The sequence below is a fragment of the Sorangium sp. So ce362 genome (genome assembly GCF_051519845.1).
Classification (GTDB): Bacteria; Myxococcota_A; Polyangia; order Polyangiales; family Polyangiaceae; genus Sorangium.
On the sequence record NZ_CP150332.1, the window covers coordinates 10,269,107 to 10,285,432 of the forward strand.

11 protein-coding genes are annotated in these 16,326 nt (G+C 71.4%); 8 read left to right on the top strand and 3 right to left on the bottom strand.

All coding sequences use genetic code 11. The features are described 5' to 3' along the window. Positions 1-3 precede the first annotated feature (3 nt). A complete protein-coding gene (locus WMF17_RS39550) occupies positions 4-2,388 on the top strand; it encodes a DUF5682 family protein (RefSeq protein WP_437646264.1) in 2,385 nt (794 codons plus the stop codon). Between the two features lie 55 nt (positions 2,389-2,443). On the opposite strand, the gene WMF17_RS39555 is transcribed toward WMF17_RS39550, so the two are convergent. Then, on the bottom strand, positions 2,444-4,096 hold the full coding sequence (locus WMF17_RS39555; RefSeq protein ID WP_437646266.1) for a hypothetical protein: 1,653 nt from the start codon (positions 4,094-4,096) through the stop codon (positions 2,444-2,446). Positions 4,097-4,732: 636 nt separating this feature from the next. Between WMF17_RS39555 and WMF17_RS39560 the strand changes: the two genes are divergently transcribed. Together WMF17_RS39560 and WMF17_RS39565 are read left to right on the top strand one after the other, a co-directional pair. Then, entirely contained in the window at positions 4,733-5,203 is a 471-nt protein-coding gene (locus WMF17_RS39560) for a helix-turn-helix domain-containing protein (RefSeq protein WP_437646268.1), read from the top strand. Positions 5,204-5,524: 321 nt separating this feature from the next. Further along, positions 5,525-6,232, top strand: coding sequence for a hypothetical protein (locus WMF17_RS39565; protein ID WP_437646270.1), 708 nt, complete (start codon positions 5,525-5,527; stop codon positions 6,230-6,232). Between the two features lie 142 nt (positions 6,233-6,374). Here the strand turns inward: WMF17_RS39565 and WMF17_RS39570 are convergent, their stop codons facing one another. Continuing rightward, positions 6,375-7,349 carry a hypothetical protein gene (locus WMF17_RS39570; RefSeq protein ID WP_437646271.1) on the bottom strand — a complete coding sequence of 325 codons (975 nt, stop codon included), beginning with the start codon at positions 7,347-7,349 and terminating at the stop codon, positions 6,375-6,377. A gap of 376 nt (positions 7,350-7,725) precedes the next feature. Between WMF17_RS39570 and WMF17_RS39575 the strand changes: the two genes are divergently transcribed. The 5 genes from WMF17_RS39575 (at position 7,726) to WMF17_RS39595 (ending at position 13,295) form a co-directional block, all read left to right on the top strand. Then, positions 7,726-8,097: a hypothetical protein gene (locus WMF17_RS39575; protein WP_437598617.1), complete on the top strand. Its 372-nt coding sequence runs from the start codon at positions 7,726-7,728 to the stop codon at positions 8,095-8,097. 159 nt (positions 8,098-8,256) lie between these two features. Then, positions 8,257-9,717, top strand: coding sequence for a sensor histidine kinase (locus WMF17_RS39580; protein ID WP_437598618.1), 1,461 nt, complete (start codon positions 8,257-8,259; stop codon positions 9,715-9,717). Then, positions 9,714-11,099, top strand: a complete 1,386-nt coding sequence (locus WMF17_RS39585; RefSeq protein WP_437598619.1) for a sigma-54-dependent transcriptional regulator — start codon at positions 9,714-9,716, stop codon at positions 11,097-11,099. Before WMF17_RS39580 ends, WMF17_RS39585 begins: the two co-directional genes overlap by 4 nt. 177 nt (positions 11,100-11,276) lie before the next feature. Next, entirely contained in the window at positions 11,277-11,945 is a 669-nt protein-coding gene (locus WMF17_RS39590) for a UPF0158 family protein (RefSeq protein ID WP_437646273.1), read from the top strand. 105 nt (positions 11,946-12,050) lie between these two features. Beyond that, positions 12,051-13,295, top strand: a complete 1,245-nt coding sequence (locus WMF17_RS39595; protein WP_437598622.1) for a VWA domain-containing protein — start codon at positions 12,051-12,053, stop codon at positions 13,293-13,295. 833 nt (positions 13,296-14,128) lie between these two features. On the opposite strand, the gene WMF17_RS39600 is transcribed toward WMF17_RS39595, so the two are convergent. Next, the gene (locus WMF17_RS39600; protein WP_437646275.1) at positions 14,129-16,318 is read right to left on the bottom strand and encodes an ATP-binding protein; all 2,190 of its coding nucleotides are present in this window, start codon (positions 16,316-16,318) and stop codon (positions 14,129-14,131) included. Positions 16,319-16,326: the final 8 nt, after the last annotated feature.

Here is a 16,326-nt window from a genome sequence, read left to right on the forward strand (position 1 = left end):
CCGATGGACCTGGCCCGGCTCGCCGCCGTCCACCTCTTCCCGGTGCGTCACCACTCGCCGCGCTCCAGCGCGACGCTGCGCGCCTACCTCGACGAGGTGCGCCCGAAGGCGATCTTCGTCGAGGGCCCGAGCGACGCGACGCCGCTCCTCGAGGCGCTCGTCGACCCGAAGACCGTCCCGCCCGTCGCGATCCTCGGCTACCGCACCGACGGGACGCCCGCGTCGTCCCTGTGGCCGTTCGCCGCCTACTCGCCCGAGTACGTCGCCGTGAAATGGGCCTTCGAGCACGGCGTGCGCGTCGAGCTCATCGACGTCCCCGTCGGCATGACGCTCGCGCCGTTCGAGGGCGCCACGGTCGGCCACGACGACGTCGAGGATCCCGGCGGCCACGAGCGCGGGAGCGAGGCGGAGCGCGGCGGAGACGGGGACGGCGAGGGCGAGGGCGACGACGGCGCGGCGGGGGCGCAGGAGAGCCTCTACGACGCGTGCGCGAGGGCCCGGGGCTTCCGCTCGTTCGAGGAGTTCTGGGAGGCCTCGTTCGAGGCGCCCCGCTACGAACCCGGGCCGTTCCGCGAGGCGCTCCTCGCGTACGCCGACCTCGTGCGCGGCGACGGAGACCGGCTTGTCCACCGGGCGCGCGACGCGTACATGGCGCGATGCATCCTCGAGCGCATGGGGCCGGATCTCGCCCCGCACGAGGTCGCGGCCGTGCTCGGCGCGGCGCACGCCGCGGCGTTCGTGGCGCGCGACGTCGATCCCGCGCTGGAGGCGCGGCTGCCGGCGCCGGTGCCGTGCGCCGTGACGCTGATCCCGTTCAGCTTTCCGCGGCTCTCCGAGCAGCTCGGCTACGGCGCGGGCAACCGGGCGCCGCAGTACTACCAGCGCGCGCACGACGCGGGCGGCGACTTCCGGCGCGCCACCCTCGAGGTGCTGATCGACTTCACCGAGCACCTCCGCCTCCGCGGCTTCATGGCCTCGCTCGCCGACACCATCGAGGCCTTCCGCCTCGCGGTCACGCTCGCCGAGCTCCGCGGCAAGGCGGAGCCCGGCCTCGACGAGGTGCGCGAGGCGACGATCGCCACGATGTGCCGCGGCGACGCCACGCACGTCGACGGATTCCTGTGGCCGGCGGTCATCGGGCGCAACGTGGGTCGCGTCGGGGGCGGCATCGGGAAGAACTCGCTCCAGGAGGAGTTCTGGCGCGAGGTGCGCGAGCGCAGGCTCCCCGCCACGGACGCGCCCGAGTCGTTCCGGCTGTCGCTCACCAACGCGGTGGAGGTCGACACGAGCGTGCTCCTGCACCGGCTCCGCATCGCGAAGATCCCCTACGCGGCCTACGCCGGCGCGCGGCGCGCCGGGGGCGGGGCCAGGCGGCGGGGCCAGGCGGCGCAGGAGACGCCGCCGGACGAGCTGCTCGGGCAGCTCAGCGAGACCTGGGAGGCGCAGTGGACGCCGTCCACCGACGTGGCGCTCGTCGAGAAGATCGTCCTCGGCGACACGCTGGAGCAGGTGGCGACGCGGCTGCTCGAGGAGGACCTCGCGGCGTGCCACACGACCGGCGAGGCCGCCGACGTGCTCTTGAACGGCGTGCTCGCGTCCAGCGCCCGCGCGGTGGCCGCGGCGCTCAGGGCGTGCGACCAGTTCGCCGCGGGCGACAGCGATCTGCCGTCGCTCGCCCGGGCGTGCCGCGCCTTCGCGGGGCTCGCGTCGTTCGGGTCGTCGCGGTCGCTGTCGTCGCTCGGCGACGGGGTGATCGCGCCGATGCTCGAGAAGACGTTCGCGCGCGCGGTCTTGCGCGTGCACGGGGGCTGCACGGGCAGCGACGAGGCGGTCGCCGCGGCCAAGGACGCGCTGCGCACGCTGCACGACGTGGCGCTGTCGCAGCCGATCGTCGACCGCGCGGCGTGGCTCGCCGCGGCGCGAGGGCTCGTGGACAGCGACGCGGTGAACCCGTCGGCGTCCGGCATGGCCTGCGGGCTGCTCTACCTGGCGCAGGCGATCGACGACGCCGAGGTGGCGCGGATCGTCGGCCTGCGGCTCGGGGGCGCGACCCCGCCCGAGGCGGCGGCGTCGTTCCTGGCCGGCTTCCTCGAGGTGAACGCGCTCGTGCTCGTGAAGAGCCGCCCCGTTGTCGAGGCGCTCGACGCCTTCCTCGGGGCCATCGCGCCCGAGCGCTTCAAGGACACGCTCCCGGTCCTGCGGCGCGCGTTCGCGGCGCTCGGGGCGACCGAGCGGCGGTACCTGCTCGAGAACGTGCTCGCGGCGCGCAAGCTCGGGGACAAGGCCCGCGCCGCGCAGGCCGTGCTGCTGGAGAAGGATCGCGAGAAGCTGAAGGAGATGAGCGCGGACCTCTCCCAGGCGATGGACGACCTGGACGATCTGCTCTGACGGCGGGCTCTAGCGACGCGACCCGCCCACGAGGTCGCCGACCCGGGCCTCGACATCACGGGTCCCACGTGGGAGGAGGGTTGAAATCCGACCACCACTGCCCGTGCGATGCGATCGTCTGGAAGCCAGCACGTTGGAGCGCCTCCGAGAGCCGCCTGCCCAGGGAGCCGATGGCCACGACATCGAGCCCCATCGCCTCTCGTGCTCTCTCGACCAGCGCGAGCGCCCGCTCGCTCGTGTCGCAGCGAGCCACACAGAACGGCGCTCCGATCGGCGGCGCCATCTCGCGGATCCAGAGGCCCTCGCCCTCGAAGCTCGACACGAGGTGGTCCGTGCACTCGCGGACGGGTCGAAGCCCGAGCCGCTCTGCGATGAGCCCTCGCCGCACGGGCACATCCAGCGGAAAAGCGAGCTCTAGGTCGAGCTGCTTCGCCTCCGCGAGGGCGTCCTCCGCCGCGCGGATCTCGAGCCATGTCCGGATCTCGCCTGCCACGAAGCTCATCGTGTCGACCTTGCGCGCGTAGGACCACAATCCTAGCTCCCCGGACCACAGCAGCAGCATCCAGTCGTGCCATGCTCCGACGGCGACGAACCCCCAGCGCCTCCACGACCAGAGGGGCCAGTCCACGAGGTGGAGGCCGGTCGTGACCGTCTCGAAGCCGGGATAGAGCTTATCCAGGCGCCACTGCAATCGCAGCGGCAGCACCTCCCGTGGGAGCAGCCCGAGCCACCGTACCGCGTCTGGCTGCGCGTCCTCCCAGGGCATGACGATACAGCGCCCGTTCAGCAGCTCGCGCGCGGGGTCGAGATAGACCGGTGGCCCCGAGACCGGCGGAGCAGCGACGCAGCGGGCCTGCTGCGCTTCCAGGTAGCGCTCGAGCCGAGGCGAACCGAGCGGTGGCAACGGGGAGCGATGGAGTATCGCCTCCGTGCGCGTCACGTCGAGGCGCGAGACCACCTGCCCCAGCGCGAACTCGCACTGAATCACGCGATCGTCCGCCACCCACACACGGCGCGACAGGAGGGGCGAAGGGTCCGTGTACAGAGGGGCGCCGGCGGGTATCGAGATCTCAGAGTGCGCGCGCGCGGCGACGCCGTGGCCCACGTCGAACGCCGCTCGGCCGCGTTCATGGTCACAGAGTCGAAGCACGTCCGCGAGGACGGGCAGCGTACGCGCGAAGAGGCGCGGCCCCTCGATGACGGGAGGCGCACGCTCGAAGCGGCGCGCATCCGCGAGGACGACATCGACCGAGCAACGAAACCACGCCTCTTCGCTCGATGGAGAAAGCGAGAATTCCCCGTTCAGCCGTCCCCAGAACTCGATTGATGTAGACAATCGAGATCCCACGACGAGCCGAGGCCAGAAAGCATCGAACGAGCTCACGTGCGCCATCAGCGTCACGTGCTCACGCCACTGACCGGAGCCCAGGTGGCCGTAGCTGTCGAGGTAGCGAGCGCCCGTCCAGCGATCCCACGCGAAGAGGCGATGGTCGTCGCGGCGCTCCGAAGGCGCCGAGCTGGGCGCGAGCGCGCGGGCGGCAGGGTAGCCGAACGCTACCCCCGCGAGGATCGGGAACCCGCGGCGACCCGTCAGCTCGAGGAGCTCCTCGTCCTCCGCGGGCGTCAGCGAGTCCGGTCGAGGGCCCACGCCGGGAACGACGGGTGCCTGGCGGAGCTGCTCGCACGTGACAGGAGGCCATCGCTGCATCAGGATTTCGCCTCCGACGAGCAGCGTCGCTCGACGTGAGCGACCGCCCCCGCCCCGCCTCCCAGGAGGAACGTGCCGGGGTTCATGCCAGGAATCGCCGGGGTATTCGGAGCGGGGGCCGTGCGTGCCATGCGCCGGACCATCGTCGAGGAACATCACGCGCGAAGTCAAACGGACCGGCGACCTCGGCCTATGTAGGCAAAACAAGCCCGATCGCGGGGCGAGGAGGCGTGGCGCGGCGGACGGGCCCATCCGCGTCGCGGGCATCGCGTGGCGAGACCCGCCAGGCGAAGAGGTCGATCGCCCTGCGCGTGAGCGCTCCCGCGCCGTGGGCAAGGCGCGAAACGACGAAGGGGAAATGAACGAGAAGGAGACAGCGTCGTTGTTTGCTCGAGCCATGCCCCCACGGACTCCACAGAGGAGCCCGGAGCGTGCCCGATTCGCTTGATTCCTGAGTGGTTTTTCTGGATCTAGCTCGTTGTTATCTTGTTATTTGAGTCAATTCTCTAGATTTAGCTTTGAAACAACCAGATTTCAGCATGAATTTTCTGGATGAAGCTCGTTTCTTTCCAGAAACCAGGTCATATTCTCTAGATTACGTTGACTTTTGTCTTGTTTGTTGCCCAGGATGTCTCGATGCCCCTGGTCCCCACGCCCCCCGTCGCCCCGCGCGGCTACAGCGCCGTCGAGCTGGCGCGCGCCGCCGGCGTGAGCACAGGCACGATCAAGCACTGGTTCGCGGAGGGGCTGATGGACAAGCCCGCGTTCCGCGGCCGTCGCACGACGTACGGCCGCGAGCACCTCGTGCGGGCGCTCGCGATCAAGAAGCTGCGCGAGCACAACCTGCTGCTCCCGGAGATCAAGCGGAAGCTCGCCGAGATCCCGCTCGAGGAGCTGGCGAAGGAGGTGCTGCCGCCGGAGCCGCCCGCGAGCGCGGCGCCCGGCGCGGGGGAGCACGCGGACGCGGCGGAGCTCGGTCGAGCGTGGCGGCGCGTGGAGCTGATGCCGGGGCTGGAGCTGCACGTGCGCGCGGACGCAGGCGCGGTGGTGCACCGGATGGCGACGGAGATCCGCGAGACGTACGGGTGTGAGCGCGAGGAAGGGTGACGAGGAAGAGGACCGGCGCAGGAGCCGGCGGAGGGAGGGGCCTCGCTGCGGATCGCGGAGGGCCGGGGCCAGGCCCGCCTCCGGCGCGGCGCGCTGCGCGGCTGCGTCGGCGACCCGGGGGTGACTTCGCAGGAGGAGCTGGAAGGACACGGAGCGCGGGAAGGAGAGAGACCGCAAGGGCGCGAGAGGAGCTGAGCGCTCCGGCACAGAAAGGCTCAGGGATGCACACGCGACCTTCAGCGACGCGGCGAAACCACGCGATCCGCGGGATCCACGAGCTTGGCCCAGCGTTTGCGCTCGGCGCCCCCGAGAGGTGCGCTCATGTCGAGATACTTGGCGATGGTTTGCGTTTGTCTACTGGCGTCCGCCTGCGGCGATGACAGGACGGCGGCGGGCCCGGCCGGCTCCACGAGCAGCTCCGCCGGCGGCGGCGGCGGCCAGGGCGGTGACGGCGGCTCCGACGGAGGGCCGGACGGCAGCAGCAGCGGCGGCGGCGGCGGCGGCGGCAGCGGCGACGTCGATTGCTCGGCGTTCGACAACGACGAGGCGGGAACCCGGGTGACGTTCACGGTGACCAACCACCGCGCGACGCCCCTCTATTACCGCTATCACGAGTGCTTCGAGCGCTTCCGCATCGGTCCCGAGGGCGGGCGCCTCGGAACGGCGGAGTTCCGGGACCTTCAGTTGACCTGCGAAGCGGCCCAGACGGAGGGCCCTTGGCCGTACGACTGCGACGACGACACCGCGATCCAGATCGCCGCCGGACAGAGCGCGATCTTCCATTGGGCCGGTCTGCTGTACGAGCCCCAGCAGATGCCCATCGCCTGCGTGCACCCGGACCATCCTCCATTCGCCGAGAACTGCCAGCGCGCCGTCGCCGTACAGCCCGGAGCGTTCGAGTTCGCCCTCGAGCTCTTCGGCGCCGCCACGTGTGAAGACGGCTCGTGCGCGTCCCCCATCGATCCGTTCACCGTCGAGCAGGGTTTCACGTACCCGGACGACACGGCGGTCGCGATCGCAGTCGACTGACGTCGCGACGTCGAGCGAGCCCGCAGCGCAGTTTGGGTCCGTAGGCACACGTCACCCCAGGCGAGCCGTGTTGACCCTGCGGTGCTCCTGCGTGGGCCCACGCCGCGCTTCCTCGGGCGCTCCGGCTTTCTTTCCCGATGAATCAGCGGGCGCGGTCGGCTCGCTCCTCCTGGCCGGACCGCGACCACCCGCCGAGCCTGACGCCAGGCGTCCGCTCCAGGAACGCCCGCACGCCGGGCGGCGGGGACGCCCACGCCGCGAGGCGCGCCGGCGTCCTCGCGATCGGCACCACCGCCGAGCGCGTGTAGGAGCTCCATTCCCCGTCACTGCAGGCATAGCAGACGGCTCGCGCGAGCTGCGCGGTCAGCCGGAGCGCCCCCCGGGCGTTGTAGGTTGGCGCGACCTGCACGAGCTCCGGGGCGTCCCGCTCTCGCCACGCGACCTCCACGTCGTGCTCGTTCTGGTCGAGGAGCACCTCGGCCGCGCTCTGCAGCGCAGGCGCGTCGGACACCTCGGCGAGCAGGTCGACGGCCGCGCCCTTCTCGGCGTCCCACGCCACGAACGCCACGCCCTCGAAGCCGTGCGCCCCGCAAAGGTCGGTGTACGTCCGCTCCTCGATGAACAGGTACGGCCCCACGCTCCCGACCAGCGCGGTCGTGTGGTGGATCTCGTTGCTCTCGTCCCCGTCCGGCGGCGTGATCACCTCCTGCCGCTCGCTCTTCCCGCGCAGCACGAGCTCCCCGCGGATCGCCGTGCCCTCGCCCGGCTCGCGCATCCCCCCGAGCCCGAGCTCGCAGGCCGAGGTCGCCACCTGCTCCTCGCGCACCTCCCATTGCCACTCCCCTCGCCGGGTCGCCACGACGATCCCGGGCTCCTCGCGGATCACCGCGCCGCCCTCCGCGACATGCCATGTCCGCGGCGCCCCATCGCGCGCGCTGCCCCAGACCAGGACCACCCCGCCGGACGCGGCGTTCCCCTCCGCCTGGGCCTCGGACGGGCGCGCGGCCGGCGCGCGCGGGATCTCGAGGGCAACGGGAAGTACGGGCTGCGGCCGGGCGGCACAGCCGGAGAACAGCGTCAGCAAAGCGATCAGCGCAGCGGATCGAGAGCACGGCATGCCAGCCCGGAGGAGCACGGCGCGTGCCGCGGAGCGCCGCCTGGAAAGCCCGGGCCGCGCCTGCGGCAGGTGTCGTCGCAGGCCCACGCCGCGTGGCAGGCCGGCCCCATCACGGGCCCGGCCTCGTCACGACCCAGCCTGCCCATCGTCGTCACCTCGGGTGCTCCTCGAAGAAATCGAGCAGCCGCTCGCCCGCATGGTCAAGGACGTTCCTCTCAGCTGCGCGATACTATCCATGCACCCGCCCAAAGAGAGAACGGGACAAGGCGCGTCGTGCGCGCCAGGCGTCGGTATAGCCTCTCTTTCACGAAGATCGCGGGCGTCCGGCGCTCCTGGCTTCGCGCGAACCATCGCGCGATGCTAACCCACAGGCCCAATGCACCCGCTGATCTCCACGCACGCAGAGGGCCCGAGGACGGGCAGCTCTCCCCTGCAGCCCTCTCCGCGGCGACAGCCCAGGCGCTCGTCGCCGTGGGCACGCGAGCCCGCCACGGCTCTCCTCATCGTCCTCGTGGCGGGCGCCGCGCTCGCTGCCTGCGCGAAGGGCACCGGCGCGCCGAAGGGACGCGAGGCGGCGCCGGAGCGCGACGGCGCCTGCGCGGATCCAGAAAAGCCCAGGGCGTACTTCTATCCTGCGGAGAACCGGACGGACTACGCGCCTGACGACCCCTGGAAAGACGGCTGCGCCATGCTCGTGCCAGATCATCTGTTCTGCTGCCCGGAGAAGATCCCCGAGAAGCCGATGTGATGCAGCACACCGAAGCGGCCCCACCTGCCCGGCAGGGCAGGGAGACCCGCCGGCCCGCCATGGGGGCCATCGCCGGTGCCGCAAAATGCAGCATGTCGTACTTTGCGGCGGCCTCGAGCGGATGGCTCGGCGCGCGCCGCCTGCGCTACGACGTCGGGCATGAAGCTCGCGCGCAAGCTGACGCTCGCCCTGGTCTTCGGGGTCTTCCTTGTCCTCGCGCTGAGCGCCTATGTCCAGGTCCGCAAAGAGGCCAGGATCTTCGAGAAGGACGTGCAGCGGGACCACCACACGATGGGCCGCGCGCTCGCCGCGGCCGTCACGGAGGTGTGGCGCTCCGAGGGGTCGGCGCGGGCGCTGCGCCTGGTCGAGGACGCCAACGAGCGCGAGCGCCAGGTGGACGTCCGGTGGGTCTGGCTCGACGAGCAGGCCGACGAGGCCCATCGACCGCGCCTTTCGCCCGAGCTGCTCGCCCCCGCCTCGAAGGGGCAAGCGGTCGTGCACAGGATCCCCCGCGGAGACGTGGAGATGCTCGTCACCTGCGTGCCCGTGCCGGTGCCCGGCGACCGCGTCGGCGCGCTGGAGCTCTCCGAGTCGCTGGCAGGAGCGCGCCAGACCATCCGGAGCATGATCCTGAGCACGACCGTCACGACGGCCGCCCTGACGCTGGTATGCGGGTTGCTTACGACGTCCCTCGGCGTCGGGCTCGTGGGACGTCCCATGCGAACGCTGATCGACCAGGCGCGGAGGATCGGCGCCGGCGATCTCTCCCGACGCCTGTCGCTGCACCAGAAAGACGAGATCGGCGAGCTCGGACGGGAAATGAACGCGATGTGCGATCGCCTCGCCGCGGCGAATCAGAAGCTCGAATCCGAGGCGGCGGCGCGGCTCGCCGCGCTCCAGCAGCTCCGCCACGCCGAGCGGCTCGCCACGGTCGGCAAGCTCGCGTCCGGCATCGCACACGAGCTGGGCGCGCCCCTCCAGGTCGTCGCGGGGCGCGCACGCATGCTGGTCGACGGGGACGTCTCGGGAGACGAGGTGCCGGCCAACGGACAGATCATCCTCGAGCAGTCGCAGCGGATGACCCAGATCATCCGCCAGCTGCTCGATTTCGCCCGGCGCCGCAGCGCGCAGATGCAGGAGACCCCGCTGAGGAGCGTCCTCCGCAGCACGTTCACGATGCTGAGGCCGCTGGCGGAGAAGCAGGGCGTCACGATCGTTCAGGAAGGCGACGCGCCGGAGCTTGTCGTCCACGCAGACGCCGACCAGCTCCAGCAGGCGCTCACGAATGTGGTGGTCAACGCCATCCAGGCCATGCCGTCCGGCGGCACGCTGGCGGTCGGCGTCCGGGCGGAGCGCGCCAGTCCCCCCGACAACCCGGGAGGTGCAGAGGGCGAGTACGTCGCGCTGTCCGTTTGCGACGAGGGAGTGGGCATACCGGCAGACGTCCTCGAGCACATCTTCGAGCCGTTCTTCACGACAAAGCCCGTCGGCGAAGGGACCGGGCTCGGCCTGTCGGTCGCCTACGGCATCATCAAGGAGCACGGCGGCTGGATCCATGTCGACAGCCAGGTCGGCTCCGGGAGCCGCTTCACGATGGTCCTGCCGCAGGGGAAGCCATGAGCGGGCGCGTCCTGATCGTCGACGACGAGCGCGGCGTCTGCGAGCTCCTCGACGCCGGGCTCAAGAAGCGGGGGTTCCGGACGGCATGGCGCACGTCGGCCGCCGAGGCGCTCGAGCTCCTCGGCGTCGAGGACTTCGACGTCGTGGTCACCGACATGACCATGCGCGGCATGAACGGCCTCGAGCTCTGCGAGCGGATCGTCCAGAACCGGCCCGATCTGCCGGTCATCGTCATCACCGCGTTCGGCAGCCTCGACACCGCCACATCGGCCATCCGCGCCGGCGCGTACGACTTCGTGACAAAGCCGTTCGAGCTCGACGCGCTCCGGCTGACCGTCGAGCGCGCCCTGCGCCACCGCGCCCTCCGCGAGGAGGTCCGCCGCCTGCGGCGCGCCGTGGCCGACCCCCGCGGCTACGAGCAGATCCTCAGCGGCAGCCCGGGGATGAGGAGCGTGTTCGACCTGCTCGATCGGGTCGCCGACTCCGAGACATCGATCCTCATCACGGGAGAGAGCGGGACCGGCAAAGAGCTCGTCGCCCGCGCCGTGCACAAGCGCAGCCGGCGGGGCGAGGGCGCGTTCGTGGCGGTGAACTGCGCGGCGGTCCCGGACGCCCTCCTCGAGAGCGAGCTCTTCGGCCACGCGCGGGGCGCGTTCACCGACGCCAAGGGCGCGAGGAGCGGCCTGTTCGCGCGGGCCCACGGCGGGACCCTGTTCCTCGACGAGATCGGCGAGCTGCCCGTCGGGCTCCAGCCGAAGCTCCTGCGCGCCCTCCAGGAGCGCGTCGTCCGGCCCGTCGGCGGCGATGAGGAGATGCCGGTGGACGTCCGGCTCATCGCCGCGACAAACCGCGACCTGGAGACCGCGATCGAGGAGCGCCGCTTCCGCGAGGATCTCTATTACCGGATCAACGTGGTTCACGTCGACCTGCCGCCGCTCCGCTCCCGCGGCGCCGACGTGCTGCTGCTCGCGCAGCACTTCCTCGAGCACTTCGCGGCCGTCAAGGCGAGGCCGATCCAGGGCCTCTCGGCGCCCGCCGCCGAGAGGCTCATGGCCTACGCGTGGCCCGGCAACGTCCGCGAGCTCCAGAACTGCATCGAGCGGGCGGTCGCGCTCGCGCGGTACGACCAGCTCACGGTCGACGATCTCCCCGAGAAGATTCGCACCTACCGGCGCTCTCACGTGCTGGTCTCCAGCGACGACCCGGCCGAGCTCGTGCCCATGGAGGAGGTCGAGCGACGCTACATCCTGCGCGTCCTGGAGGTGGTCGGCGGAAACAAGAGCCAGGCAGCGCAGATCCTGGGCTTCGATCGGGCGACCCTGTACCGGAAGCTCGAGCGGTACGGCATGCGCACAGGGCGCGCGAGCGACCCGAAGCCGTGACCCGCCCCGCGTCGCGAGGGCGGTGATCGCCGGCGCCGCCTCGCGGCGTCGACTCCGCTCGCTCGTCGCGCTGTCGCAGAACGCAACACCCATGGCGCCGCGCGGCGAGCGAGATGGCCCGCGAACACACGCGATCTGCGCTCATGGCATGAGGCCTGCCTGAAGCCGGGCGCGAACATGAGCCACACCACGGCGGAGTCGGCTGCTCCGGGCCGGAGGGTGCCTGTCGACTGGATCGCGCTCGCGAACGCGTTCGACAACATCGCCCGGGGCGTGCGTCACTTCCTTCACCTCGACACGGGCGCCGTGATCCGGCTGAACGAGCGGCTCGTCGACCCCGCCACGCGCGCGCGCATCGAGGAGGCCCCGGGGTGCGTGGTCATCGAGGCCATCGCCGCGCGGGACCAGTACCGGTGGCTGGAGGCGTTCATTCCGACGGTGGACGACGTGGAGCTCCGGCGGGCGCTGCTCCACGGCATGCAGGGCCCGGGATCGTTCCGGCGGTTCAAGGCCGCGCTCGCGGCGAGGCCGGAGCATCTCCGCCGCTGGCGCGCCTTCCGGAAGGAGCAGATCCGGGTCGCCATCGTCCGGTGGTTCCACGCCCGCGGCCTGACCCCCGTCCCGCTCGAGCACGCCTCGCCGGACGCGAGCGCCGGGCCGCCGAGCTCCCGCGCCGTCGACTCGGCGCGCCAGGAGCTTTACTCCGCGGCGGACGGCCTCTCTCCCCACGACCTCCAGGCGCTGACGTCGCTCGCGGAGTACCTGCGCGCGGCGCGCTCGGTGCTGCGGATCCCCGCGGACTCCTCGATGGGAGACGCGGCGCGGGCCGCCGGCCTGGTCCCTTGACGCGGACCGTGGGGGCTCGACGCTGTCGAGCGCCTCGAACGCCTCTCCGCGGGGTCTATCTCGGTCCACTGGACGGTGTTCCCCGTTTCCCCGACACTGCCCGCGATGCCCGCCCGCCCCCCCCGCAAACCGCCGCCCGCCCCCGCCGGCCCCGCAGGCGCGCCGGACGATCTCACCGACAGCGATCGCGACGCGCTCCTGCGCTGGCGGCTCGCGCTCGGCGCGGAGGCCGAGCGGGTCGACCCGCGCCTCTCGCTCGGCGCGCTCGGCGGCGCGGCGCCCGCCCTCCACGTCGACCCACGGCGGCTCGGCGATCTCGACAAGGCCCTCTCGTTCATCTACGACGAGCGCGCCGGGAACCTCGGCGGCTCGCGGCCGTACGTGCCCGAGTGGCTGTCCGCCGTGCGCGAGTTCTTCAGCCACGACATCGTCGCGCTCGTCCAGAAGGACGCCATCGAGAGAAAGGGGCTGACTCAGCTCCTCTTCGAGCCCGAGACGCTGCCCTTCCTCGAGAAGAACGTCGAGCTCGTCGCCACCCTCATGAGCGCGAGAGGCCTCATCCCCGACGCCGCCCGGGAGACCGCCCGGCAGATCGTGCGCGAGGTCGTCGACGAGGTGCGGCGCGCGCTGGAGTCCGAGGTCCGCACCGCCGTCCTCGGCGCGCTGCGCCGGAACACGACGAGCCCGCTGCGCGTGCTCAGGAACCTCGACTGGAAGCGCACCATCCGCAAGAACCTCAAAGGATGGGACGCGGAGCGGCGCCGCATCGTCCCCGACAAGCTCTATTTCTGGGCGAACCAGACGCGAAGACACGAGTGGGACGTCGCCATCCTCGTCGACCAGTCGGGCTCCATGGGCGAGAGCGTCGTTTACAGCTCCATCATGGCCGCGATCTTCGCGTCGCTCGACGTCCTCCGCACACGGCTCCTCTTCTTCGACACCGAGGTCGTCGACGTGACACCGATGCTCGTCGATCCGGTCGACGTGCTGTTCACGGCGCAGCTCGGCGGCGGCACCGACATCAACCGCGCCGTGGCCTACGCCCAGGCGAACTTCATCGAGCGCCCCGAGAAGACGCTGCTCATCCTGATCACCGACCTCTTCGAGGGCGGCAACGCCGAGGAGCTCGTCGCCCGGATGCGCCAGCTCGCCGACAGCAAGGTGAAGTCGATCTGCCTGCTCGCGCTGTCCGACAGCGGCAAGCCCTCGTACGACCACGAGATGGCGCAGAAGCTCGCCGCCCTCGGGACCCCCTGCTTCGGCTGCACGCCGAAGCTCCTCGTGAAGGTGGTGGAGCGGCTGATGAGAGGACAGGACCTCGGCGCGCTGCTCGACGCCGAGGCGCGCTGAAAGCACGGAGGCACAGAGGACACAGAGGTTCTTGTCTCTCCTCTGCGTCGTCTGTGCCTCCGTGGCCGCCCCTCAAGGGCCCGAAACCGACCGGCGCGGCTGCGAACGCCGGCGACGTCAGCGACGCCGCGCCCTGGACATCCGCGGCCGCGTCGGCCGCGTCAGCGCGCGCGACGGACCGCGTTGGCGGTGCGCTCGTCCGCCCGCCGGGCGGCGGCGCGCTTTCGCGGCGTGGCGCCCCGGGCAGCGCTCGCGGAGACCCGACGGCGGGTACCGGCCGCGCGAACCACCGCTTCGAGCGAGGATGACTGGCCCATGAGAGAACCAGTGCTGATCGAGGGGCCGACTAGGCTGATAGAAAGTTTCACTTGAACTACCGATGTGGTGGCAGACCGATCACGTCGCTCAGCGGAGGGCTCGTCAACCTATAAACTGTTTCGATCTTTTACGCAGCGTCACCGTGCGGAGATCACGAGCCCTGAGCGCCCGTCCGGACGTGAAACTGTCCACCCGGGAGATCCACTCGCCTTCCGCCGTCTCACGGCGGACGTACGCACACACGACGGAGGCACGAAGGCACGGGTCTGGGTTCGCTCCGTGCCTCCGTGTCTCCATCGTGATCGGCAAGGGACTGCCCCGGGAGGTTGCACCGGGCGCTCTGTCACGAACATGTTGCACGATGCAGGCCAACCATCGCGGGATGCCGGCGTCGCCCGTTTTCCCGCGACGGCCGTGGGCCGCCTTTCATGGTTGAAACCACCGGTTGCAACCATGGCGCAACGGAGCGGCGTGCCTGCCTCCGGGGGCGCCTGGCGCCCTCAGGAGAGTGCCTCTCAGCCGGCAGGACCGGTCAACGATGATCCAGGGCGCTCGCCCAGCGGCCCCGACGATCCAGCCGCGCGGGGCGGGAGCGGCAACGCCACCTGGAACCGCGCCCCCATGCCCGGCGCGCTCTCGACCTGGATGCTCCCGCCGTGGGCCCTGAGGATCTGGTCCACGATGTACAGGCCGACGCCCAGGCCCCCGTACGAGCTTGTAGGTGCCGCCCGCTCGAAGCGGCCGAAGATCCGGGCGATGTACTCCTGGGCGATCCCGATGCCCTGATCCATCACCTGGAGCACCGCGGACTTGCCGTCGACCGAGATCCGCAGCTGGATCGGCTTGCCGCGGCCGTACTTCATGGCGTTCATGAGCAGGTTGGTGATCACCTGATCGATGCGCAGGCGGTCCCACCGGCCGACCGCCGCCTGCGGGATGTCCAGGTCGAGCGAGCAGCCGGCGCGCTCCAGCTCGATTTCGAGGCGGCTCGCCACGTCGCGCGCCACGTCGCACAGGTCCACGTCCTCGAGGCTCAGCTCGAGCTGGCCGCTGTTGATGCGCGTCACGTCGAGCAGCGTGTCGATGAGCCGCGTGAGCCGCTCGATCTGCCCCTCCGCCTGGGCGAGCTTCGCGAGCACCTGCTCCGCCGGCAGCCCGCCGTCCGAGCGGCCGAGGGCGCGGATGAGGCCCTGGACCTGCAAGATGAGCGCGCTGAGCGGCGTCCTGAGCTCGTGCGAGGCGACCGCCACGAAATCCTCGCGGATCTGCACGGCCTCGCGCGTGAGCCGCAGCAGGCGGGCGTTCTCGAGGCAGAGCGCCGCGCGCTGGGCGACGTCGAGGGCGACCGCGAAATCGGGGGGCTCGAAGCGCTCCCTCGGCTCCACCCAGACCATGCTGAGCGCGCCGAGCACGTTGCCGCGCGTGACGAGCGGCACGCACAGGTAGCTCATGGCCCCGATCTCCTGGATCACGGCCGGATCGTCGATGTCGAGCGCCCTGGCGACGTCGCGCGGGGCGCACTCGACGCGCAGATCGGGGCGGCCGCTCGTCAGCACCGCGCCCACGCCCTCCTCGGTCAGGGGGAGCTCCCGCGGGGCGAACCGCCCCGCGAACCGCGCCGCCTCGCGGCCCCGGTGCGCGGCGGCGAGCCTGCGCGCGCCGCCCTCCCTGCGCAGGTCGAGCACGCACCAGGTGCAGATGCGCTCCGAGGCGAGGCGCACAAGGGCCGTCGCGACGCTGTCCTCGTCGAGCGACGCCGAGAACGAGCTCGACGCCTCGGCGAGCAGCTCCGAGCGGCGCACCGCGGACTCGGCCTCCGCGCGGGCCGCCCGCTCGCGCGTCAGGAGGTGAATGCGCTCCTGCTCGTGGCGCTTGCTGTCGTCGATGTCGGTGAAGCTGCCGAGCCAGCCGACCACGCGCTTCCAGACATCCCGCTCCGGGACCGCGTGGCAAAGGTGCCACCGGTAGGCCCCCTGACGGGACCTGAGGCGACACTCGCCCTGGAGGGGCTCGCCGGACTCGACGCAGCGCCGCCACTTGCTGACGAACTGGTTCAGGTCGTTCGGGTGCACAGCGGCCTGCCAGCCCCAGCCGCGGAGCGCCTCGAACGCGAGCCCCGTGTACTCCAGCCAGCGCGAGCTCACGTAGTCGACGCCGCCGTCGAGCTTCGCCGTGAAGACGCACTGCGGGATGGCGTCGGCCAGGTTCTGGTACCTCGCCTGGGCGGCGCGCCGGAGGTCCTCGACCTCGGCGTCGCGCCGCCGCTGCTCCGCCTTGCGCAGGAGCTCCGCCTGCTCCTTGATCTGCTCGCCGCGCCGGTGGAGCTCGACGAAGACGGCGACCTTCGCCTGGACGACCTCCGGCTCGAGCGGCTTCAGCAGGTAGTCGACGCCGCCGACCGCGTACGCCTTGTAGATGGCCGAGAGGTCGTCCGTCGCCGCGGTCAGGAAGATGATCGGCGTGTGGCGCGACCGCTCCCGCTGCTTCACCAGCGAGGCCACCTCGAAGCCGTCGATGTCGGGCAGCCGCACGTCGAGCAGGAGGACCGCGAAGTCCTCGGACAGGATCCTGAGGAGCGCGTCCTTCCCGCTCGCGGCGGTCACGAGGCGGTAGCTCTCGTCGACAAGGATCGCCTTGAGCGCCGCCAGGTTCTCGGGCTGGTCGTCGACGAGGAGGATGCTTGTCGTCTCTGGCGCGGAGGACACCGTGCGGC